At 74.7% G+C, this 21,489-nt stretch carries 16 protein-coding genes and 1 pseudogene; 8 read left to right on the top strand and 9 right to left on the bottom strand.

What is annotated here, in order from left to right; all coding sequences use genetic code 11:
* The coding region (locus tag ACR807_RS32890; protein ID WP_438925370.1) for a glycoside hydrolase domain-containing protein at nucleotides 1–934 on the bottom strand (934 nt) is incomplete at its 3' end.
* A 591-nt stretch (nucleotides 935–1,525) separates the two neighbouring features.
* On the opposite strand from ACR807_RS32890, the gene msrA reads away from it, so the two are divergent.
* From msrA to ACR807_RS32870, 4 genes are all read left to right on the top strand, one after another.
* On the top strand, nucleotides 1,526–2,029 hold the full coding sequence (msrA, locus tag ACR807_RS32885; protein ID WP_438925368.1) for a peptide-methionine (S)-S-oxide reductase MsrA: 504 nt from the start codon (nucleotides 1,526–1,528) through the stop codon (nucleotides 2,027–2,029).
* A gap of 26 nt (nucleotides 2,030–2,055) precedes the next feature.
* Nucleotides 2,056–2,562 carry an MOSC domain-containing protein gene (locus tag ACR807_RS32880; protein ID WP_438925367.1) on the top strand — a complete coding sequence of 169 codons (507 nt, stop codon included), beginning with the start codon at nucleotides 2,056–2,058 and terminating at the stop codon, nucleotides 2,560–2,562.
* Between the two features lie 10 nt (nucleotides 2,563–2,572).
* A complete protein-coding gene (locus ACR807_RS32875; RefSeq protein WP_438925366.1) occupies nucleotides 2,573–2,749 on the top strand; it encodes a hypothetical protein in 177 nt (58 codons plus the stop codon).
* A gap of 117 nt (nucleotides 2,750–2,866) precedes the next feature.
* On the top strand, nucleotides 2,867–5,734 hold the full coding sequence (locus ACR807_RS32870; protein ID WP_438925365.1) for a beta-galactosidase: 2,868 nt from the start codon (nucleotides 2,867–2,869) through the stop codon (nucleotides 5,732–5,734).
* Here ACR807_RS32870 and ACR807_RS32865 read toward each other — a convergent pair.
* From ACR807_RS32865 to ACR807_RS32835, 7 genes are all read right to left on the bottom strand, one after another.
* A complete protein-coding gene (locus tag ACR807_RS32865; protein WP_438925364.1) occupies nucleotides 5,731–6,972 on the bottom strand; it encodes a carbohydrate ABC transporter substrate-binding protein in 1,242 nt (413 codons plus the stop codon). The two genes, ACR807_RS32870 and ACR807_RS32865, sit on opposite strands and share 4 nt — an antisense overlap.
* Entirely contained in the window at nucleotides 6,969–8,126 is a 1,158-nt protein-coding gene (locus ACR807_RS32860) for a GlnX family signal transduction membrane protein (protein WP_438925363.1), read from the bottom strand. The genes ACR807_RS32865 and ACR807_RS32860 overlap by 4 nt, the downstream gene beginning before the upstream one ends.
* On the bottom strand, nucleotides 8,123–9,532 hold the full coding sequence (locus ACR807_RS32855; RefSeq protein WP_438925362.1) for a vWA domain-containing protein: 1,410 nt from the start codon (nucleotides 9,530–9,532) through the stop codon (nucleotides 8,123–8,125). Before ACR807_RS32855 ends, ACR807_RS32860 begins: the two co-directional genes overlap by 4 nt.
* 28 nt (nucleotides 9,533–9,560) lie before the next feature.
* The gene (locus ACR807_RS32850; protein WP_438925361.1) at nucleotides 9,561–11,777 is read right to left on the bottom strand and encodes a serine/threonine-protein kinase; all 2,217 of its coding nucleotides are present in this window, start codon (nucleotides 11,775–11,777) and stop codon (nucleotides 9,561–9,563) included.
* On the bottom strand, nucleotides 11,774–13,384 hold the full coding sequence (locus tag ACR807_RS32845) for a S1 family peptidase (RefSeq protein WP_438925360.1): 1,611 nt from the start codon (nucleotides 13,382–13,384) through the stop codon (nucleotides 11,774–11,776). Before ACR807_RS32845 ends, ACR807_RS32850 begins: the two co-directional genes overlap by 4 nt.
* Before the next feature lie 78 nt (nucleotides 13,385–13,462).
* Nucleotides 13,463–14,818, bottom strand: coding sequence for a GntP family permease (locus ACR807_RS32840; RefSeq protein WP_438925359.1), 1,356 nt, complete (start codon nucleotides 14,816–14,818; stop codon nucleotides 13,463–13,465).
* The gene (locus ACR807_RS32835) at nucleotides 14,815–15,318 is read right to left on the bottom strand and encodes a gluconokinase (RefSeq protein ID WP_438925358.1); all 504 of its coding nucleotides are present in this window, start codon (nucleotides 15,316–15,318) and stop codon (nucleotides 14,815–14,817) included. Before ACR807_RS32835 ends, ACR807_RS32840 begins: the two co-directional genes overlap by 4 nt.
* 111 nt (nucleotides 15,319–15,429) lie before the next feature.
* Between ACR807_RS32835 and ACR807_RS32830 the strand changes: the two genes are divergently transcribed.
* Nucleotides 15,430–16,164 (top strand): FadR/GntR family transcriptional regulator, encoded by a 735-nt coding sequence (locus ACR807_RS32830; RefSeq protein ID WP_438925357.1) that lies wholly within the window; start codon nucleotides 15,430–15,432, stop codon nucleotides 16,162–16,164.
* Here the strand turns inward: ACR807_RS32830 and ACR807_RS32825 are convergent.
* On the bottom strand, nucleotides 16,118–16,939 hold the full coding sequence (locus tag ACR807_RS32825) for an SGNH/GDSL hydrolase family protein (protein WP_438925356.1): 822 nt from the start codon (nucleotides 16,937–16,939) through the stop codon (nucleotides 16,118–16,120). The genes ACR807_RS32830 and ACR807_RS32825 overlap by 47 nt on opposite strands.
* A gap of 135 nt (nucleotides 16,940–17,074) precedes the next feature.
* Here ACR807_RS32825 and ACR807_RS32820 point away from each other — a divergent pair, with 135 nt between their 5' ends.
* The 3 genes and pseudogenes from ACR807_RS32820 to ACR807_RS32810 all read left to right on the top strand — a co-directional run.
* Nucleotides 17,075–18,607 (top strand): glycoside hydrolase family 76 protein, encoded by a 1,533-nt coding sequence (locus ACR807_RS32820; protein ID WP_438925355.1) that lies wholly within the window; start codon nucleotides 17,075–17,077, stop codon nucleotides 18,605–18,607.
* Between the two features lie 97 nt (nucleotides 18,608–18,704).
* A complete protein-coding gene (locus tag ACR807_RS32815) occupies nucleotides 18,705–20,027 on the top strand; it encodes a M20/M25/M40 family metallo-hydrolase (RefSeq protein ID WP_438925369.1) in 1,323 nt (440 codons plus the stop codon).
* Between the two features lie 283 nt (nucleotides 20,028–20,310).
* A pseudogene (locus ACR807_RS32810) lies at nucleotides 20,311–21,489 on the top strand (hypothetical protein); the annotation flags it as partial.

Raw genomic sequence — 21,489 nt, 5'->3', positions numbered from 1 at the left:
CGGTCAGCCGCTGGACCAGCTTGACGACGATCTCGTCGGCCTTGTCCTCGGACCCCTCGCCGAGCACCTCGCGCACGGCGGCCTGGAGGTGCGGCAGCTGCGTCAGCGCCACCTGCTCCGCCGTCGGCGTGTGCTTGGCCACCGCCTTGTCCACGACGGCGTCCAGCGCCTCGGGCGTGATGTCCGGGTCGTTCACGATCGCCGCCAGCAGTTCGGTGTGCACCGCCTGGTTCTGCTGGATCTGCTCCAACCCGTCCCACAGGTTCTGGTTGCGGTTGGGCCGGAACCCGACCAGGTCCCACACGTTCATGTCTTCTCCTCCAAGGGTCGACAGGTCCACGTACGCCTTGTTGAGGTCGCACTCCAGCCCACCGGGGTACACCCGGCCGTTGTTCCACTGGTAGAACGACACCCCGTCGATCACGTTCGACTCCGCGCCGCACAGCCACGTCCAGCGCACGCGCCCCTCGCGCACCGCCGGGTGGACCACGTCGAAGAAGCCGTACAGGCCCACCCGGTCGAAGCCGAGCACGTCGATGGCGCCCTGGAGGTAGTCCCACACCTGCCCGAGCGTCAGCGGCCCCGCCTGCGGGTTGCCCGACAGCCACCGGTCGAAGGCGAAGAAGATCGGTCTGGTGTCGGGGTAGCCCTGCGCCCTCGCGTCGGCCCACGCCGTGTTCGCGTGCGCCCGGCCGGCGGCCCGGCCGCCGTGGAAGTCGGTGTAGCCGATCTGGTGCACCAGCAGCACGACCCGCCCGCCGGCCTCGTGCGCCCGCAGCGCGCCGGGGTAGGCGGAGATGCACTTGCGGTTGCCGGGGTAGCCGATGTACCTGATCAGGAAGCTGATCGGCTGGTTCGGTGTGCGTCGGTTGTAGTCGTCGATCTCGGCGGGCGACAGCTCGCGTGCGGAGTAGTCGAGCCCGTAGGCGGTCACGGCAGGCAACGAAAGCCTCCTAGCGGCACGGGTTTCGCGGCACCGGCGGGAACCGGCGCGATGTCCTCTCCTTCCGCGGGACCTGCGTCCCGGTGCACGTCCTACGGGGACCGGACGCCTCTCGGGGGTGGAGATCCCGTCGAGGAGTACGGATCACGTGACCGGGTGGATCAGCACCTCCTCCGCTCGTCGCTCCCGGCCGCGCCCGGCCGGTGGTGCGCTGGAGGGCCGCGTGCCCGGTCGTGCCGACCTCGGGCGCGCGTGTCGCGCGTCCACCCGGCAGGTGCCCGGCGAACGCGGCGGTTAATCCCCCCGGCGGGTCCTGGACTCGTCCCGCTGCACCATCACCTTGGCGTGCGGTAGCCCGTTGGGGGGCGGCATCGCGGACGGACCACCCTGTTCGGTCGCGAGCCGAACGGGTGATAGCGGCGGCCGGTCGCCCGGAACCCGACCTCCGGCCGTTGCCGATTCCGCGCCGGGCGGTATAGGGGGCGAACCGGGTGTGGATCACACCCGGTTCGGGGATGACCCGGGGACGTGGGAGCGTTGACCTGGTCAGGTACGAACGAGACCGAGGAGCGGAGCGACCACGTGGCCACTGCGAGCGAGAAGGCCGTCCTCGCGGGCGGGTGTTTCTGGGGCATGCAAGACCTGTTCCGCCGCCACCCCGGCGTCATCTCCACCAGGGTGGGGTACACGGGGGGTGACGTCCCCAACGCGACCTACCGCAACCACGGCACCCACGCCGAGGCCATCGAGATCGTCTTCGACCCCGAGCAATTGAGCTACCGGCAGGTCCTGGAGTTCTTCTTCCAGGTCCACGACCCGACGACGCGCAACCGGCAGGGCAACGACATCGGCCTCAGCTACCGCTCGGCGATCTTCTACGACGGCGAGGCGCAGAAGGAGGTCGCGGAGGCGACCATCGCCGACGTGGACGCCTCGGGCAAGTGGCCGGCCCCGGTGGTGACCGAGGTGACCCAGGCCGGTGACTTCTGGGAGGCCGAGCCGGAGCACCAGGACTACCTGGAGCGCTACCCCAACGGGTACACCTGCCACTACGTGCGGCCCGAGTGGCAGCTCGGGGAGCGCTGAGCAAGCCCCTCGTGAGCACGCCCGCCGTGAGCACGGCAGTAGAGGTCGTGGCGCTGCACGTGTCACCGGTGCACGCCTACGAGGGCCGGCCCGCCGACGGGCCGCGACCCGATCCGGAGCCCGTCTCCCGCGATCGGGTCGTGGTCCGGGCGGGCCTCGGCCTGGTCGGCGACCGCTACTTCAACCACCCCGCGCACCGGCGGGCCGCCGTCACGGTGTTCGCCGTCGAGTCGCTGGAGGCCGTCGCGGCCGACCTCGGCCTGACCGCCGCGCCGAGCCCGCTGGTCGTGCGGCGCAACGTCGTGCTGCGCGGGTTCGACGTGGACGCGCTCGCCCGACACGACGTGTTCACCCTCGACTCGGGCGACGGCCCGGTGCGGTTCGAGGTGGGCCGCCCGGCGAACCCGTGCGCCTGGATGGACGCGGTGATCGCGCCGGGCGCGTTCCGGGGGCTGCGCCGGCGGGGCGGGGTGCGGTGCGTGCCCCTCGACGACGGGGTGCTCGGGCTCGGCCCGGCGACGCTGGTCACCTGAGCGGCGTGCGATGCTGGGGGAGTCGACGCACCAGGGGGTGGGCATGGCGAAGAAGCGCAAGGGCGGCGTGGCGCCGTACGTGGCACTGCTGATCGCGGTGATCATCTTCGTGCCGGCGGTGCGGGAGTTCTTCGCCGACCTGGTCGGCCCCCTCGTGCAGCTGGTCCAGGACGCGTTCGAGGGCTAGGACGCCTCCGGGGGACCAGGTCCGTCGAACGCGCCGTCGAACGGCGGGCACCCCTTGCGCGGCACCGGGCGGACCGACACGATCGAGCCGGAAAGCGCTTACCGGACGGGGAGTGCGATGAGGCTCTTGGCGGTTCTGCTGGTGCTGTTCGGTTCACTCGCCACCCCCGTCGACGCCGCTGGGCCGCGCGGGCCGCGCACGGCGGGCATCGAGCGGCACGAGGTGGGCTACGACCGGTACTCCCTGACCGTCGACGGGCGGCGGGTCCTGCTGTGGGCGGGCGAGTTCCACTACTTCCGGCTGCCCAGCCAGGAGCTGTGGCGCGACGTGCTGGAGAAGATCCGCGCCGCCGGCTTCAACGGCGTCTCGCTGTACTTCCACTGGGGCTACCACTCGCCCGCGCCCGGCGTGTACGACTTCACCGGCGTGCGCGACGTCGACCGGCTGCTGCGCATGGCCGACGAGCTGGGCCTCTACGTGGTGGCCCGCCCCGGCCCGTACATCAACGCCGAGACGACCGGCGGCGGGTTCCCGGCGTGGCTCAAGACCGTGGACGGCCGCGCGCGGTCCAGCGACCCCGGCTACACCCGCGCGTACCGCGAGTGGCTCGACCGGATCAACCCGGTCCTGGCCCGGCACCAGGTCACCCGCGGCGGCTCGGTGATCGCCTACAACGTGGAGAACGAGTACGCGGTCAACGTCGACCCGGAGTACATGGTCGACCTCCAGGAGCGGGCGCGGGCGGCGGGCGTCGACGTGCCGATCGTGCACAACAACTGCTGCGGCGGGTACCTGGCGAACTGGGCGTCGGGCCGGGGCGCGGTGCAGGTCCCGGGCGTGGACGACTACCCGGTCGGCTTCGACTGCCGCGCGCCGGGCACCTGGGGCGAGTCCGACGGCGTCACGCGCCGGCTGCGCGAGGACGCCCCGGTGTACGCGGCGGAGTACCAGGCCGGGGCCATCGACCTGCACGACGCCGGCTACGACGCGTGCCGCGAGCTGACCGGCCCGGACTACATGAAGGTGTTCTACAAGTCGAACCTCGTCGGCAGCGGCGCGACGATGTTCGGCTACTACATGACGTTCGGCGGCACGTCGTGGGGCTGGCTGCCGCAGCCGAACGACGTCTACACCTCCTACGACTACGGCGCGGCCATCACCGAGGCCCGCAACCTCACGCCGAAGTACGACGAGTTCAAGCGGCAGGGCTACTTCGCCTCCACGGTCGCGCCGCTGACCAGGACCGATCCGACCGACGCGCCCGCGCCCGCCGACCCGGCGATCGCGACGCAGGCCCGCGCGAACCCGGACACCGGCACGCAGTTCGCGCTGGTGCGCCACGCCGACCGCCGCACGTCCGCCGACGTGTCGACGACGCTGGCCTGGACGACCCCCGACGGCCGCTACGACGTGCCGGTGAGCCTCTCCGGGCGGGACGCGAAGGTGCTCGTCGCCGGGTACGACCTGGGCGGCCAGCGGCTCGTGTGGTCGTCGTCGGAGATCCTGACCCACGTGGACGACGGCGGCCGGGACGTGGCCGTGCTCTACGGGCGCGAGGGGGAGCCCGGCTCGACCGTGCTGCGGTACGCGTCCGCGCCGTCCGTGCGGGTGCTGGCGGGCGACGTGCGGTCGTCGTACGCGGGCGGTGACCTGCGGCTGGACTACGCGCACACCGGGCTGGCCCGCGTGCTGGTGACCGGCGGCGGCCGGCCGCCCGCGCTGCTGCTGCTCGGCACCGACGAGGCGGTGGCGGAGTTCTGGCGGCTGCCCACGCCCGCCGGGCCGGTCCTGGTGCGCGGCACCGGGCTGGTCCGGTCGGCGGAGGTGCGCGGCGACCGGCTGCACCTGCGCGCCGACACCGACCGGGCGGGCGACGTGGAGGTGTTCGCCCCGGTGTCGCGCCTGTCGGTCGGCGGCCGGTCGGTGCCCGCGCGGCGCACGGGGAGCGGGTCGCTGGTCGCGCGCCTGGCGGGACCGCAGCCGGTGGAGCTGCCCGCGCTGACGTCCTGGCGGTACCGGCCCGAACCGCCGGGCGCGGGAACGGGCTGGACGACCGCGGACAAGACCACCACGGCCAGCCCGATCAAGCCCAAGACCCTCCCGGTGCTGTACTCCGACGAGTACGGCCACCACAACGGCGCGGTCTGGTACCGGGGCTCGTTCACCGCGACCGGCGCGGAGGCGTCGGTGGCCGTCAACGCCATCACCGGGCGGCGCGGCGTCTACCTGGTGTGGCTCGACGGCCACTACCTCGGGTCGGCCGCCGGCGGCACCGAGTCCGACGCGGAGCCGGTCAACCCCGACCCGGGCCGGGGCGACTTCGCCGTGCCGCCCGGCCTGCTCGCGCCGGGCGACCGCGCCACCCTCACCGTGCTGGTGGAGAACATGGGCCACAACGACGACTGGACCGCCGACGACACCCGCTTCAAGCAGCCGCGCGGCCTGTTCGGCGTGGTGGTGGAGGGCGGTTCGGGGCCGATCTCGTGGCAGGTCAGGGGGTCGCGCGGGATGGACGAGCGGGGCCCTCTCAACACCGGCGGCCTGCACGGCGAGCTGTCCGGCTGGCACCTGCCCGACCCGCCCGACCGCTACCCGCCCGACGCGCCCGACCGGTACCTTCCCGACCCGTCCGGCGACCGGCACCTGCCCGACGCGCCCGGCGACTGGCGGCGACCGCCCGCCTCGGTCGGCCCCGGCGTCTCCTGGTACCGCACGGCGTTCCGGCTGGACCTGCCGCGCGACCACGACGCGTCGCTCGGCCTGCGCTTCGCCGAGGCGCGCGGCCACCGCGTGCTGGTCTACCTCAACGGCTGGAACGTGGGCCAGTACCTCGGCGACCTGTCCCCGCAACGCGACTTCGTGCTGCCGCGCGGCGTCCTGGGGCGCGACAACACCCTCGTCCTCGCCGTGATCGCCACCGGGAGCGCGACCCCCGCCCCACCGCGCCTGGTGACCCTGGGCAACCACCGCACGGGGAACTTCTAGCAGGGCAGGTCGAGCCGGACGAGCCCCTCGCCGGCCACCTGCGCGCGGACCGCCTCCAGGTCGTCCAGCACGGCCTGGAGGCCGCTCGGGTCGTCGAGGTAGCGCAGCACGGCCCGCTGGAACGCGGTGCGCAGCGGCGCGGGCATCAGGTCCGACGCGTCGAAGCACAACCGGCCCTCCGAGGTCAGCACGCGCGCGACCCGCCGTTCCACGTCGCTGCGGTACGCCGCCTCGTCGACCCGCGTGTTCACCGAGTACGCCCCGCCCCGGGCCGGCCAGATGCGCTGCGCCTCCGCCGAGGCCAGGAAGTCCATCAGCGCGCCGGCCTCCGCCGTGTCGCGGAACAGGCCCGCGAGGTCGGCCGAGACCTCCGACGCCGGCTCCGCCGCGCCGAGGGACGGGAACGGCACGAAGTCCGCGGCCTCCCCGTACAGGCCGGTCACGTAGGACGCCTGGTGGTCCAGCCGGCACCCGCGCGGGCTGTCGACCAGCGGCTTGGACGGGTCGTCGAAGTCCGTCAGCAGCGCCGCGCGCAGGCCGCCGCGCACCGTCGTGCCGCCGCCGATCAGCTCGCCCCACGTCTGCCATGCCTGCCGCACGGGCCCCTCGTTCCACGGCTGCTCCGCCGCCGCCCACCTGCGGTACACGTCGGGTCCCGCCTCGTGCAGCAGGACGTCCTCGACCCAGTCGGTGCCGGGCCACCCGGCGTTGGTCTGCGCGGCCACCCGCAGGCACCAGGCGGCGCGCCCGGCGGCGGTCTCCGCGCCGGTGAGGGCGAGCAGCCCGGCCTTCGTCGTCGGCGGCGGGTCCGGCGGGGCGTCGGCGGCGTGCCAGAGCATGCTCTTGAGGTCCGCCTTCACCACCACCGCGTACCGCCGGTCCTGGCCCAGCTGCTCCAGTTCCGTCCACCGCCGGGGGTACTCGTCGGCACGGGCCCCGTCCAGCGGCGTCAGGTAGGGCACGTAGCCGGCCAGGTCGTTCGGGCTGGGCAGCACCGCCACGTGCGGCGGTGTGCCCTTCTGCACGTCCGCCCGCAGCACCTGGTCGGGGGCGGTGGCGCCGATGTACTCGACCTCGACGCCGCTCGTGCGCTCGAACGCCGCCAGCACCTCCTCGAACCGCGCCACGTCGGTCTCGCCGGTCCACGGGCCCAGGACCACCACCTGCTCGGGGGCCGCCGAGGTCGCGCACCCGGTCAGGCCCGCGCTCAGCAGCAGGATCACCACCAGGAGCCTCATCGGACGCGGTACCTGTACTCCTCCAGCCGGCCCAGGAGGCCGAGCAGCGCCGACAGGACCACGGCGGCCCCGCCGACCGGCACGAGGGGCATCAGGCCGCCCTCGTCCGCGGCGTCCGCCAGTTCGGCGTTGATCAACTCCGCCTCCTCGGTCAGCTCGCGCTCGTCGGTCGACGACCCGCCGCCGGGCGGGCCCAGGGCCAGGCGGGCCCGGTCCACGGTGTCGCCGCACCCCGCCGGCACCGTGCCGCAGTGCCCGCCCACCAGTGCGAGCAGCTCCCGCCGGGCGCTCGCCCCGGTCTCGGTCGTGTGCCGCTGCCACCGCTCGACGAGCAGGTCCAGCGCCTCCACCGACCGCGTCACCTGCGACTGGGTCGCCAGGCCGACCGCGGGCAGGGCCACGAGACCCAGCGCGATGGCCGTGGCCAGCACGAGCAGCGGGTTGACCAGGCGCCGGAACCGGCGGACCAGGAACACCTGGGTGGCCACCAGCAGCCCGAGCAGGACGAGCGAGGGGACCAGCCACGACGCGGTCCGCCACGGCGTCGTGGCGCTCTCGGCCAGTCGGGCGTCCAGCGCGCGCCGCTGGTCCGCCATCAGCACGTCGAGCTGGGCCAGGACGCCCTTCCCCTCGGCGTGCAGCAGCTGCGAGGCGCGCCAGAGGTCCGCCGCGCCCAGTGCCTCGCCGCCGGGCTGCCGCAGCTGCACGTCCGCCTGGCCGATCGCGGCGTTGTAGGAGACCAGCAGCCCCTCCACGAGCTGCAACCGCCTGCTGACGACCACGCCCGCGGTGTTGTCCTCGGCGATCTGCGCGAGGTACTGGCCGGCCAGCGCGATCCGGTCGCGGTACCGGTCGCCGGGCCCGCTCAGCACGTGCTCGGCGCCGGTGAAGCTCTCCACCGCCGCGCGGTCGGCCTGCGCGAGCGCCGCCCTCGCGGTGGCGGTCTCCAGCACCGCGGCGGCGTTGCGGTCGCGCACCGAGTCGGCGGTGGCCCGCACGTCGGCGCCCACCGCCCACGAGGCGCCGGTCACCACGAGCGCCGCGAGCACCACGCCGGTCAGCAGGCCCAGCAGGGTGCGCCGGGTGGTGCTGCGCTGACGGGTGCCGCGCCGGGTGGTGCCGCGCCGGGTGGTGCCGGGCCGGGCCGCGCTCACGGCTCCACCAGCCGGTGGCCGCACCGACCGCAGAACCGCGCGGTCGGCGGTGACACGTACGAGCACTCCGGGCACCGCCGGTCCGGGCCCGTGACCGCCACCCCGACCGCACCCCGACTGGGCGCGGCGCTGGACCGGGTGGAGCTCATCCCCGCCCAGAGGATGTCCTCGGCGACGAGGTCGGGCCGCACCCGCACCCGCCCGTCGGCCGGGTCGCCGTCGACCTCCACCAGCCGCAGCAGCCGCCGCAGCGAGTCCTGGTTGCCCAGCCGCGTGGCCAGCGCGACGGCCCGGCCCCACCGCTCGGCGGCGCGCGGCAGGTCGTTCGCGTCGTAGGCCTCGCAGCCCGCGTCGATGTGCTCGCCCAGCTCCCCCTCGTCGGTGTAGTGGCCGACGTGGGGGTCGACCCGGCTGGACAGCCGCGGGTCCTCGGTCCGGGTCGCCCGGATCGTCGCCGACCCGGACGGCACCTCGGCGGAGTCCGCGGCGAGGACCACCCGGGCCGCCTGCCGCGACTCGCCCACCGCCAGCTCGTCGGTGTCCACCTCCAGCCACACGTGGAACGCGCGCGTCTCCTCGCCCCAGTTGCCGGTGGGGAAGCGCACCGTGCCGTCGTCGAGCCGCGTGCCCCGGCCGGTCAGGTCCACCTCGGTGGGCAGCACCTGCTTGACCTGGCGCAGGCGCGCGAACGGCATCGGCTTGACGCGCAGTTCGAGGTCCGCGACGGCCTTGCCCATCGCCGACTCCATCAGACCGGTGAAGTCGGCGGGCAGGTCGGCCGGGCGGCGCACCGCGTCCACGTCGCCGTGCAGCACCTCCGCGATCCGCCGCACCTCCTGCGGCGACCAGTCGGCGCCGATGCCGCGCACGTCGCACACGAACGCGTCCGCGCAGCGCGCGAGCGCCGAGTCGAGCACCTCGCGCGGCTCGCCGTTGTGGCCGTCGGTGAGCAGGATGGCGTGCCGGATCAGCTTCCGGTGGGGTTCGACCAGGCGCGCCGCCAGGGCCAGCCACGTGCTCATCGCGGTGCCGCCGTCGCTGATCAGCCCGTTCACCCGGGCCTTGGCCTCGGCCCTGGTCCGTTCGTCGGCCACCGCCAGCCCCGCCTCCCGGGGGTAGACCACCTCGGCGTGGTGCGTGCCCTTGACCACGGCGAACAGCACGCCGTCGCGCAGCACGTCCAGCGCCGCGCAGGTCGCGCGCCGGGCCGCGGCGATCTTGGTGGGCGGCGCGTCCATCGAGCCGGAGCAGTCGATCGCGATCACCTCGGCCGCGGCCGGGACGGGTCGGTCGGCCGAACGCAGGCCGGTGGCCGTGACGGTGACGATGGCGTGCATGTCGGTGTCGCCGTGCGACAGGTACTCGTTCTGGCTCACGGCGACGCCGAAGCCGGCGGGGGTGTTCATGCGACTCCCTGTCACGGTGTCCTCCGGGTCACAACGTCGTCCGGGGTCGGGTGCCGTTGGCCAGGTCCACCAGCACCCCGTGCTCGTCGGCGGACCGCGCCTGCCTGGCCAGGCGGCGGTAGCCCTTCGCCAGCGCCGACCGCAGCGCCCGCTCCGACGGCGACCGGCCGAACAGCCCGCCGCCGTCGATCTCCGCGTGCGCGGTCGAGCGCCGCCAGCGCAGCGCCGCGTCGAGGACCACCGCGCCCAGCCGGTCGGCCGCGTCGCGGTCCAGGCGCAGCCGCTCCAGCCGCTCGACCGCCTGCTCCAGCTCGCCCGCCGAGGCACCCGGCCCGCACAGGACGTCGACCGCCGCGATCCGCGCCGCGTCGTGGTGCCGCGACACGGTGGGCATCTCGTCGAGCACGGCGACCGCGCCCGGCCGGTCGCCGTCGCGCAGCAGCAACCTGGCCAGGCCGAACGCCGCCGCGGCCTGCGACCGGTCCCGCCGCCACACCGCCGTGTACCAGCGGCGGGCCACCACCGCGTCGCCCTCGCGCTCGGCGCACAGCGCCAGCGCCAGCTTGGGCGCGACCTCGCCGGGCAGGTCGGCGAACACCGCGTCGAAGTGGCGCCGCGCCGCCCGGACGCGGCCGCGGGCCAGGTGCAGCAGCCCGCAGTGCCACACCACCCGCCAGTCGGTCGTCGGGCCCGGCGACCGGAGGTCGGCCAGGCAGCGCGCGGCCTCGTCGTGGCGGTCCAGCCCCAGGAGCGCGCGGCAGCGCAGCAGCAGCACGTCGGGGGAGGGGTCGTCGTCGTCGCGCAGCAGGTCGAGCACCCGGGCCGGGTCCGGCGCGTCGGCGACCAGTTCGAGAGCGGGGTCGGCGGAGACCGGGCGCACCGGGGGCAGCCCGAGCGCGACGTCCTTCGGCGTGGGCAGCTCCGGGGCGGTCACCGCGTCGGTCCAGCGCTCCAGCGGCGGCACGGCGCCGAGGTCGGCGTCCAGCAGGGCCGCCGTCGGCGCGAACAGCGGCGAGAGCACCGCGCGGTCCTTGCCGTCGCGCAGCGAGGCGATCTCCAGCAGCACGCCGCCGAGCTGGTCGGACATCTCGCGGGCGGAGGCGAACCGGCGGTCGGCGTCGGGGTGCGCGGCGCGCGCCAGCACGCGCAGGAACGACCCGACCCCGGCCGCGACCGGCGACCCGGGGGCGCCGAGCAGCTCGACGTGGTCGACCGTGGCCTGGTAGAGCTGCCGCAGCGTGACGCCCAGCGTGTGCAGGTCCGACTGCACCGTGACGCCGCGCCGCGCGATCTCCTCGCCGGTGACCTGGTAGGGCCGCGTGCCGATGATCCCGGGGCCCTTGTCGCCGATGCGGCGCACCGCGCCCAGGTCGATCACCTTGACCCGGCTCTCCAGGCCGTCGCCGGTGCTGCCGGGGGAGAGGATCACGTTGTTCGGCTTCATGTCGCAGTAGACGAGGCCGCGGCGGTGCAGGTGGTCGAGCGCCTCCAGGACCTGCCGCCCCATGGTGATGACGTGCTCGACCCGCAGCTGCTCGCCCAGCGGCTGCGCACCCGCGTGCGCGCCCAGCTTGACCTCGTTGAGCACCCGGCCGTCGACGAACTCCATCACGATGTACTCGCGCGGCCGGCCGGTGCGCCGGTCGGGGTGGGTGACGAAGTTGTAGATGCGCACGACGTTCGGGTGGTCCATCGCGGTCAGCGCCCGGCGCTCGGCCTCGGCCAGCGCGCTGTCGCCCTCGTTGATCACGCCCTTCAGGACGACCAGGTTGTCGTCCAGGCGGGTGTCCTGCGCGAGGTACACCCAGCCCATGCCGCCGTGCGCGAGCGGCCCGAGCACCCGGTACTGGTCGGCGACCAGGTCGCCCTCGTGCAGGCTGGGCAGGAAGGAGTACGGGTGCCCGCAGGTCGGGCAGAACCCCTCCGCCCGCGCGGGCTGCCCCGCGTAGCCGACGCCGATCTCGGCCGTGCAGCCGTCGTGGCCGCAGGCCCGGCCGCTGGTGGGCACGTCGGGGTTGCGCGGCAGCCGGCTCGACGGTTCGGTCAACGCGAAGACGGGCAGCGACAGGTAGTTCTCCCGCCCGCTCTGCCGAGCCGACGCCGACGACGTCGCCGCCGATAACGGCGCCGCCGCCGATAACGACGAGGTGCGGGCCGACGGCGGTGGCGCCTGCCGCCCGCAGGTGTCGCAGAAGCCGCTGTCCTCCACCGCTCCCGGGCAGGCCGGGTGGGCGCACGCCGTCATGCGCCGTCCTCCTCGTCGTCGGTACCGTCGAGCCGGTCCTGCACCGCGCGCCCGTAGGCGTCGACGGCGGCGGCCGCGGCGGCCGGGTCGACCGGCGGGGTCGTGAGGACCTCGAAGGCCGTCCGGTAGAGCCCGCTGAGCGCCAGGTCCTCGGCGAGCCCGGCACCCACCGCGCGGGCCTTGTGCGCCGACAGCAACCCGCCCCGCCCGTTGCCGCCGCCCAGCCCGCGCACCTCGGTCAGGGCGGCGTCGAGCCACGCCCTCGCCTCGCCCGCCAACCGCGCGGCCCGCTCCACCCGGTGCTCCAGGTCCACCACCGCCGCCTCGTCCTCGGGGGCGCGGCGCAGCGCGGACAGCGTGAAGCGCATCCGCGACGCGCGGTGGGGGACCACGAGGCCGGCCGGCGCGACCCTCGCGCACAGCGCGGCGGCGGCCCGTTCCGCGGCGTCCAGCCCGGCGATGCGCTCGGCGAGCACGCCCAGCCGCTCCCGGTGCAGCCCGGAGCGCCACCGCCGGGCCGCGTCCAGCGCGGGCGAGCTGTCGCGGGTGAAGGCCAGGATCACCCTGGTCCCGTCGCGCACCAGGGGGACGGCGACCCGCTCGACCACCGCCTCGGGGTCGCCCGCGTCGTCCACCGCGCCGATGACCACCGTCATCGGCGGGAGCCGGGACCCGGCGTCGGCGCGCACCGCGGCGCGCTCGACCACCCGCTTGGTCACCTCGTCGGCCGTCCTGCCCGTGGCGTCCACCGCCAGGTCGACGCTGCCCAGCGGCGGCACGGTGCCCTGCGGGGCGACGCCGCCGCCCACCGCGGAGGGCCCCAGCTCGCGGCTGGCCAGCAGGACCACCCGGCTCAGCGCGGCCAGGTCGGCGCCGACGAGGAGCAGCGGCATCGTCCGGCGCGCGTCGGACAGCCACGCGACCACGTGCCGGGTGGTGGGCACGTCCACCCGCTCGGCGGAGGGTTCGCTGAAGTGCGGGTCCACGCCGCGGTCGCCGACCGTCCACCGCTCGACCCGCTCCACGTGCGCGAGGATCGTCTCCACGGGCAGCATCCACGACACGCCGGTGGTGGGGCCCAGGGTGCTCACCACCACGCCCAGCACCTCGCCGGTGTCGACCGCGGCCACCCCGGCGCCGCTGAACCCGGTGCGCACCGGCGGCCAGCCGGGCTGGAGGTTCAGCTGGATCCACTCCCGGCCCGGACCCGCCTCGCCGGCCAGGGTGAGCTGCGTCCAGACGCCGTCCACCAGGGAGCCCGGGAAGCCGAAGGCGCGCACCGGCCGGTTCCAGCTCACCGCGGCCCGGCGCAGCGTGGTGCCCGAGCCGGGCGGTACCGGTTCGTCGAGTTCGAGGAGGGCGACGTCGCCGCGCTGGTCGGCCATCGGCGGCACGACGCACCCCGGCACGGGCCGCGCCCGGCGCACCAGCCACCCGCGCGGGCCGACGAGGTCGACGCCCGGGTGCCCGTCCGCGCCCGTCAGGACGTGGGCGCAGGTGAGCACGTGCCGGTCGCCGAGCAGGACCCCGGCGCCGAGCACCTCACCCCCGGGGCTCCGGACCCGTGCCCGCCACGACTCCAGCGGCCGTGCGTGCCCCGTCACCACGAGTCGGACGATATGCGGTGATCGTCGCGGAACGTCGGCGATCGACCGCACGTGACTCGAACGGGGTAAGGCCCGGTCCTAGACGACCAGGTCGAGCAGCAGCACCAGCACCAGGCCCACCACGGAGATCAACGTCTCCATGATCGACCACGTCTTCACGTTCTGCCCGACGGTCAGGCCGAAGTAGCCCTTGACGAGCCAGAAGCCCGCGTCGTTGACGTGCGAGAAGAACAGCGACCCGGCGCCGATCGCGAGCACCAGCAGCGACGTCTCGCCCGTGCTCAGCGTCGTGACCAGCGGCGCGAGGATGCCGGACGCGGTGACCGTGGCGACGGTCGCCGACCCGGTCGCCAGGCGGATCAGGACGGCCACGATCCACGCCAGCAGCAGGACCGACAGGCCGCTGCCCGCGACCCACCCGGCGATGAGCTTGCCGATGCCGGTGTCGATCAGCGTCTGCTTGAAACCGCCGCCGGCGGCCACGATGAGCAGGATGCCCGCGATGGGCGGCAGTCCCGACTCGACGCTCTTGGCGACCTCGCGGCCGGACATCCGCGCGCCGCGGCCCAGCGTGACCATGGAGACGATCACCGCGATCAGCAGCGCGATGACCGGCGTGCCGAGGAAGTCCAGCACCGACCGGACCGGGTTGCCCTTGTCGGCCACGATGTCCGCCAGCGCCTTGCCCATCATCAGCACCACGGGCAGCAGCACGGTGGCCAGCGTGACGGCGAACGACGGCCGGGGCTTCGACTCGTCGCGGTCCTCGCCCTCGAACAGGTCGGGCGCGGGCACGTCGACCCAGCGCGCGGCGTAGCGGGCGAACAGCGGGCCGGCGACGGCGATGGTCGGGACGGCGATCAGCACGCCGAAGGCCAGCGTGATGCCCAGGTCGGCGTTCAGCGCGGTCACCGCGACCAGCGGGCCGGGGTGCGGCGGCACGAGGCCGTGCATCGCGGACAGGCCGGCCAGCGCCGGGATGCCCAGGCGGATCAGCGACATGCCGGACCGCCGCGACACCAGCAGGATCACCGGCATGATCAGCACGAGGCCGATCTCGAAGAACATCGGCAGGCCGATCAGCGCGCCCACGACGGCCATCGCCCACGGCAGGGAGCGGGTGCTGGAGCGGCCGACGATGGTGTCCACCAGGGCGTCCGCGCCGCCCGAGTCGGCCAGCAGCTTGCCGATCATCGCGCCCAGCGCGATCAGCGTGCCCACGCCGGCGGCGGTGTCGCCGAACCCCTTCGTGAAGCTCGCGACGGCCGCGTCCATGGGCAGGCCCGCGATGGCGGCCACCACGAGGGACGACACGGTGAGCCCGAGGAACGGGTTGAGCTTGAACCGGGTGATCAGCAGGACGAGCAGGGCGATGCCCACGACGGCGGCGGGCACGAGCCGCCCGGCGGACAGGGTGTCCATGGCGATGGTCATGTCAGGTCGTCTTCCTCGGCGGTGAGGCACGCGTCGACGAGGGCGTCGACGGGCTGGTCCAGGTCGAGCACGATGCCGGGCTCGTCCGGTTCGAGTGGTTCCAGGGCGGCGAACTGCGACGCCACCAGCGTGGCAGGCATGAAGTGGTCCGGCCGGGCGGCGACCCGTGCGCGCACCACGTCGGGGTCGCCGGAGAGGTGGACGAAGCGGACCGCCGGCGCGGCGGCGCGCAGCCCGTCGCGGAACGCCCGCTTCAGCGCGGAGCAGGTGACCACGCCGCCGACGTCGCGGTGGGCGGCGAGCCAGTCGCCGATGGCGCTCAGCCACGGCGCGCGGTCCTCGTCGTCCAGCGGCACGCCGGCGGACATCTTGGCGATGTTGGCCAGCGGGTGGAAGTCGTCGGCGTCGGCGAAGGCGACGCGCAGCCGCCGGGCGAGCGCCGTGCCCGTGGTGGTCTTGCCCGATCCCGACACGCCCATGACCACGATCAGCTGCGGCACGGCTGCCCCTTTCCTCGTGCCGCACAGCGTGAACCATTAATCTGACTTTTACAACGTATCGAGCCTGAAAACCTGTTCTTTATCGTGTCAGCGCCCTGTGGGCCGCCAATCATGAGAGGATTCCGGCTCGTGGGGACCTCCGAGCCATCCAAACCGGGCCTGCACGAGACGGTGCTGGACGAGCTGGGCGCGCTGATCACGTCCGGTGCGATCGCGCCCGGCGACGTGCTGCGCATCGACGACCTGGCCGCGCGCAGCGAGGTGTCCCGGCCGGTGATCCGCGAGGTGGTCCGGGTGCTGGAGTCGATGGGCCTGCTGACCACCCGCCGCCGGGTCGGCGTGACGGTCGCCGACCGCTCCGGCTGGAACCTGTTCGACCCGCGCATCATCCGCTGGCGGCTGGCGGGCGGGGACCGCGAACCCCAGCTCGCGTCGCTGGGCGAGCTGCGCGCCGGCGTGGAGCCGGTCGCGGCGTCGCTGGCCGCGCTGCGGGCGACCCCGGAGCAGTGCGGCGACCTGACCCGCGCGGTGGTGGGCATGTCCGTGCACGGCAAGGCGGGCGACCTGGCCGCCTACCTGGAGGCGGACCTGCTGTTCCACCGCACCCTGCTGGCCGCGTCCGGCAACGACATGCTCGCCGCGCTGACCGGCGTCGTCTCGGAGGTGCTCATCGGCCGCACCCACCACGGCCTCATGCCCGAGCGCCCCAACCCGGCCGCCGTCCGCCTGCACGCGGACGTGGCCCAGGCCGTGCAGTCGGGCGACCCGGCGGCGGCCGAGCAGGCGATGCGGGAGATCATCACCGAGGCGACCGCCGCGCTGCGCGGCGCGCCCGGCGACGCGTGACGGGCGTGGTCGGCAGGGTGGTCGGCAGGGTGGTCGGCGCGGTGAGGCTGCCGGGCACGGACCTCAGCGCCGCGTACCAGCGCGCGGCCATCTCGTCGTAGCCGGTCCCGGTCGGGTGCACGCGGTCGACGAGGTCGGCGGTGGTGAAACCGGTGTGCATGTCCACAAGGTGCGTCCGGGCGCCCTTCTCCGCGACGACGGCCGGCAGCGCGGCGTTGAACGCCCGCACCCGGGCCTCCAGCACCGGGTTGTCCACCGGGACGATCCGGGCGACGAACACCTCGGCGGCCGGCTCGGCGGTCCTGATCCGGTCGAGGAGCGCGGACAGCCGGGCGGGCGCGTTCGCCGGGTCGACGCCCTGGCCCACGTCGTTCGTGCCGATGTGCAGCAGCACGGTGCGGGGCGCGGCGGCGCGCACCAGGTCGGCGGCGTTCGCGTGGAGCTGGTCGATCCGCCACCCCGAGTGGCCCTCATGGTCGCCGTCACCCAGCTCGGCCGGCCCGTTGGACAGCCCCCCGACGAAGTCGACCGCGTGCCCGTCCGCGACCAGCCGCCGCCACAGGCCGGTGCGGTAGCCACCGGGGACGGAGAAGCCGTCGGTGATCGAGTCGCCCAGCGCCAGCACGCGCACGGCCGGCTCCGCCGCGGTGTCCCTGGTGTCCCTGGTGTCCCTGGTGACGGCGGTGTCCCCGCTGACGGCGGTGTCCCCGGCGGTCCCGGTGACCAGGGCGGCCCCGAGTGCCGCGGCGGCGAGTGCCGCACAGGTGCGTCGCACGGTCGTCCTCCTCCTGCGCCGTCCGGGGGTACCCGTTCTGTCCGGCTTGTCAGGGCCGGCGGTGTTGACGGTTCGTCGCGGCCACTCCTAGCCTCGCTGTGAGAGCGTTCTCACACTCCCTGCGGTGAGGTGCCCGTGCTGAACAACGTCGTTCTCGCGTCCCTGCTCCTGTCCCTCGTCACCGTCCCGGCGCCCGACCCGGCCCCGCCCCCGGGTTCGCCCCCGGCACCCGCCTGCGACGCCTACTGCGACACCCGCGACCCCGCCCTGCCGCCGAGCGCGCACCGGTCGCCGACCCGACCGGCCGCGGCACCGCCGCCGACCGCCCTCGCCATCGTCTGCAACCTGCACTGCGACGCGCGCGACCCGGCCCTCTCGGCGGGGGAGCGGGTCGCCCAGAGCACGCCCGCCGGCACCCGCCAGGTGTCGCTGCGCTTCGACAGCACGGAGACGATGGGCTGGGCGGTGATCTCCGGCGGCGGCCAGGGCGACGCGGTCTGGCTGGACCGCTCCTTCGACGCCGGCGCGACCTGGGAGCCCAAGGTCGGCGCGACCACCGTCCCGGCCGGCCGCGGCGGCTGGCGCACGCTCATGCACAACGTGGACGACTGGAACAACCAGGGCGTCGGCCTGCTGCGCGCCTGCGGCCAGCCGGCCGGGTCGTCGGGCATCGCGTGCACCGGCTGGTACCGCACCACCTGGAACGCGGGCGACCGCCGCACCGCCGCCGCCACCGCGCTGATGCAGCGGTACAACCGGGGCACCGGCCTGTTCGACACCACCGGCTGGTGGAACTCGGCCAACGCGCTGACCGCGGTCATCGACAACGCCCGGGTCAGCGGCATGGGCAGCTACCGCTACGCCATCGCCCGCACCTACGACCTCAACCGCACCGCCTGGCAGGGCGACTTCGTCAACGAGTACAACGACGACGTCGCGTGGTGGGGCCTGGCGTGGATCGCCGCCTACGACCTGACCGGCGAGCGCCGCTACCTCGACACCGCCCGCGCGGGCGCGGAGCACGTCCAGCGCTTCTGGGACGCCACGTGCGGCGGCGGCATCTGGTGGACGTCGAGCCGGACCTACAAGAACGCCATCGCCAACTCCCTGTACGTCCAGCTCAACGCCGCCCTGCACAACCGGCTGCCCGGCGACACCACCCACGTGCGGCGCGCCCGGGACGGCTGGCGGTGGTTCGAGGCCAGCGGGATGATCAACGGCTCGAACCTGGTCAACGACGGCCTCACCACGTCCACGTGCCGCAACAACGGCCAGACGCCGTGGAGCTACAACCAGGGCGTGCCGCTGGCCGCGCTGACCGAGCTGCACCGCGCCACCGGCGACCAGGCGTACCTCGCGCGGGCCCGCGCCCTGGCCGACGCCTCCACCACCAGCGCCGTCCTCAACCCCGGCGGCGTCCTCTTCGACGACGGGGGCGGCGGCGACGTGCCGTCCTTCAAGGGCGCCTACGCGCGCGGCCTGGGACAGCTCGACCGGGCCCTGCCCGACCGCCCCTACAGCGCCTACCTGAAGCGCCAGGCCGACACGGCCCACGCCCGGGACCGCTCCGGCGCCGACTCCTACGACCAGCCGTGGGCCGGGCCGTTCCGGTTCAGCGACGCGGCCCGCCAGCACAGCGCCGTGGACCTGATGAACGCCGCGCCCTGACCCCGCCGCCCCCGCGGCCCGGACCCCGGAGCCGGCGAAAGCGCGCACGGCTCCCACCGATCGGCCTACCAGGTGGTAGGAAGGGCGCGTGAGCAACGTGGATGACGTGGCGGGGTTGCGGCTGGCGCAGGACGAGGTCGTGTCCCTCACCAGTGAGCTGATCAGGATCGACACGACCAACACCGGCGACGCCTCGACCCTGGTGGGTGAGCGGGCCGCGGCCGAGTGGGTCGCCGAGAAGCTGGCCGAGGTCGGCTACGAGACGACCTACGTCGAGTCCGGGGCCAAGGGCCGGGGCAACGTCTTCGCCCGGCTGGAGGGCGCGGACCGCTCGCGCGGCGCGCTGCTGGTGCACGGGCACCTCGACGTGGTGCCCGCCGACGCCTCCGAGTGGTCGGTGCACCCGTTCTCCGGGGCGGTGCAGGACGGGTACGTGTGGGGCCGCGGCGCGGTCGACATGAAGGACATGGTGGGCATGACGCTGGCGATCGCCCGCCGGCTCAAGCGGGACGGGATCGTGCCGCCCCGCGACATCGTGTTCGCCTTCCTGGCCGACGAGGAGGCGGGCGGGCTGTTCGGCGCCAAGTGGCTCGTGGAGAACAAGCCCGAGCTGTTCGAGGGCGTCACGGAGGCCATCAGCGAGGTCGGCGGGTTCTCCATCACGCTGAAGGACGACGTCCGGGCGTACCTGGTGGAGACCGCCGAGAAGGGCGTGCACTGGCTCAAGCTGCGGGTGAAGGGCACCGCGGGCCACGGGTCGATGCTGCACCGCGACAACGCCGTGACGAAGCTCGCCGAGGCGGTGGCGAAGCTCGGGCAGCACCGGTTCCCGATCGTCATCCGGCCGTCGGTGCGGGAGTTCCTCGACGGGGTGTCGGAGATCACCGGCCTGGACTTCCCGGACGACGACGTCGAGGGCGCGGTCGGCAAGCTCGGCGCGCTGTCGCGGATGATCGGGGCGACGCTGCGCGACACCGCCAACCCGACCATGCTGTCCGCCGGGTACAAGACGAACGTCATCCCGTCGTCCGCCGAGGCCACCGTGGACTGCCGCATCCTGCCCGGCCGCGAGGAGGCGTTCGACCGCGAGCTGGCCGAGCTGCTCGGCCCGGACGTCGAGCGCGAGTGGCTGGGCCTGCCCGCCGTGGAGACGACGTTCGACGGCGCGCTGGTCGACGCGATGACCGCCTCGATCACCGCCGAGGACCCGGGCGCCAGGGTGCTGCCCTACATGCTGTCCGGCGGCACGGACGCCAAGTCGTTCCAGCAGCTCGGCATCCGCAACTTCGGTTTCGCCCCGCTGCGCCTGCCCGCCGACCTGGACTTCTCCGCGCTGTTCCACGGCGTGGACGAGCGCGTGCCGGTCGACGCCCTCCAGTTCGGCGTCCGCGTCCTGGACCGCTTCCTGCGCAACTCCTGAGCCGCGCCCCCGCGCACCGGGTCCAGGCCGGTGCGCGGGTTCACACGTTCGCGTGGAGGATCGGTCGCGGCGGGTGTAATTGATCATCCTAAGTGGACGTGCAGGTGCGCGCGTCGGCAGAATCCCCGGTGGCCACAGGGCGGCCTGACGCGGCGATCCCGCGCGCCGCCCCCGCCGGTGACGCGCCCGCGCACCGGTCGGCGGCCCCGACTTCGCCGCTCCGACTTCGCCGCTCCGACTTCGCCGCCCCGGCGGCTGCCCGACACGCCTGGAGAGAACCGTCATGCCACCCCCCGCGCGCTCCCGCTGGACGCCCCGCCCCCTGCCCGTGCACCTCGTCGGCTCGCTGCCGCGCCCGCTGTGCGACGACCCCGCCACCGCGATGGGCTGGGTCCTGCGGCACGGTGGCGGGGCGGCGCTGACCGCCCTGCCGTACGACCGCGACCCGCGCTGGATCATCGAGTGGCTCACCCACGACCTCGCCTCCGTGCCCGCGCTCGACCGGGTGCGCGGCGGCGAGAGCCGGGGCTACCACGACATGCCGTGCTACCGGGTGCGCCCCGGCCACCGGCTCGCCCCCGACGACGTGGCCTTCGGCAGGCTGGAGCAGGCCGCCGCCGCGTCCGCCGCGCTGGAGGCGGTCGACGCCGGCGGTCCGCTGCGCTTCCAGGTCGGCATCCCCAACGCCCTGGACCTGGCGGTGTTCGCGTTCGGGCCGGAGGCGGCCCGCGAGTGGATGCCGGTCGTGCAGGCGGCCGTCGTGGGCGAGGTCGCCCGGGTCGCCGCGCGGTGGGGCGACCGCGTGCAGCTCCAGCTGGAGACCCCGGCCGTGCTGGTGTCCTACCACCGGACGCCGCCGTCGCACTGGCCGGAGCTGACCCACGAGCTGTCCCGGCAGGTCGCCGGGGTGCTCGGCGCCGCGCCGCACGTCCCCTGGGTGCTGCACCTGTGCTACGGCGACCTGGAGCACGCGCCGGTGTTCGCGCCCGCCGACCTGGAGCCGCCGGTGGAGTTCCTCAACGGGCTCGCCGACGTGCTCGCCGAGCGGCGGCTGCCGATGCCGACCGTGCACCTGCCGGTCGCCTGCGGCGACAGCGCCCCGCCGATCGACCCGGTGTTCTACGCCCCGCTGCGGCGGCTGCGGCGCGGGGTCGACGTCATCGTCGGCGCGGTCGCCGAGGCCCACCCCGGCGCCACCCGCCGGGCGCTCGCGCTGACCGCGGACGCCCTGGGCGGGCCGATCGCCGGGATCGCCGCCGCGTGCGGGCACGGTCGGCGCACCGTCGACGCCGCCGCGGCCAACATGGAGCTGGCGGTGGAGCTGGCGCGCGAGTGGGGGCCGGTCTTCGACGGTCCGGTCCTCGGGGGACCGGCGCCCGACGGCCCGGTGGTCGACGGTCCGGTGTCGGGCGGCCCGGTGGTCGGCGGCTCGGTGCCGGGCGGTCCGGTGCCCGACCGGGTG

Origin of the sequence: Saccharothrix sabaoui, from assembly GCF_051756985.1 — a bacterium.
Lineage (GTDB): Bacteria > Actinomycetota > Actinomycetes > Mycobacteriales > Pseudonocardiaceae > Actinosynnema.
The sequence above is the reverse complement of the archived record's forward strand: the minus strand, read 5'-3'. Positions and strand labels throughout refer to the sequence as shown.

What these genes read in the sequence shown, in the direction of transcription:
- ACR807_RS32875 (WP_438925366.1), top strand. Translation starts at nt 2,573, where the DNA reads ATGCTGGGGGAGTCGACGCACCAGGGGGTGGGCATGGCGAAGAAGCGC.
- ACR807_RS32870 (WP_438925365.1), top strand. Translation starts at nt 2,867, where the DNA reads ATGAGGCTCTTGGCGGTTCTGCTGGTGCTGTTCGGTTCACTCGCCACC.
- ACR807_RS32865 (WP_438925364.1), bottom strand. Translation starts at nt 6,972, where the DNA reads ATGAGGCTCCTGGTGGTGATCCTGCTGCTGAGCGCGGGCCTGACCGGG.
- ACR807_RS32855 (WP_438925362.1), bottom strand. Translation starts at nt 9,532, where the DNA reads ATGAACACCCCCGCCGGCTTCGGCGTCGCCGTGAGCCAGAACGAGTAC.
- ACR807_RS32850 (WP_438925361.1), bottom strand. Translation starts at nt 11,777, where the DNA reads ATGACGGCGTGCGCCCACCCGGCCTGCCCGGGAGCGGTGGAGGACAGC.
- ACR807_RS32840 (WP_438925359.1), bottom strand. Translation starts at nt 14,818, where the DNA reads ATGACCATCGCCATGGACACCCTGTCCGCCGGGCGGCTCGTGCCCGCC.
- ACR807_RS32830 (WP_438925357.1), top strand. Translation starts at nt 15,430, where the DNA reads ATGAGAGGATTCCGGCTCGTGGGGACCTCCGAGCCATCCAAACCGGGC.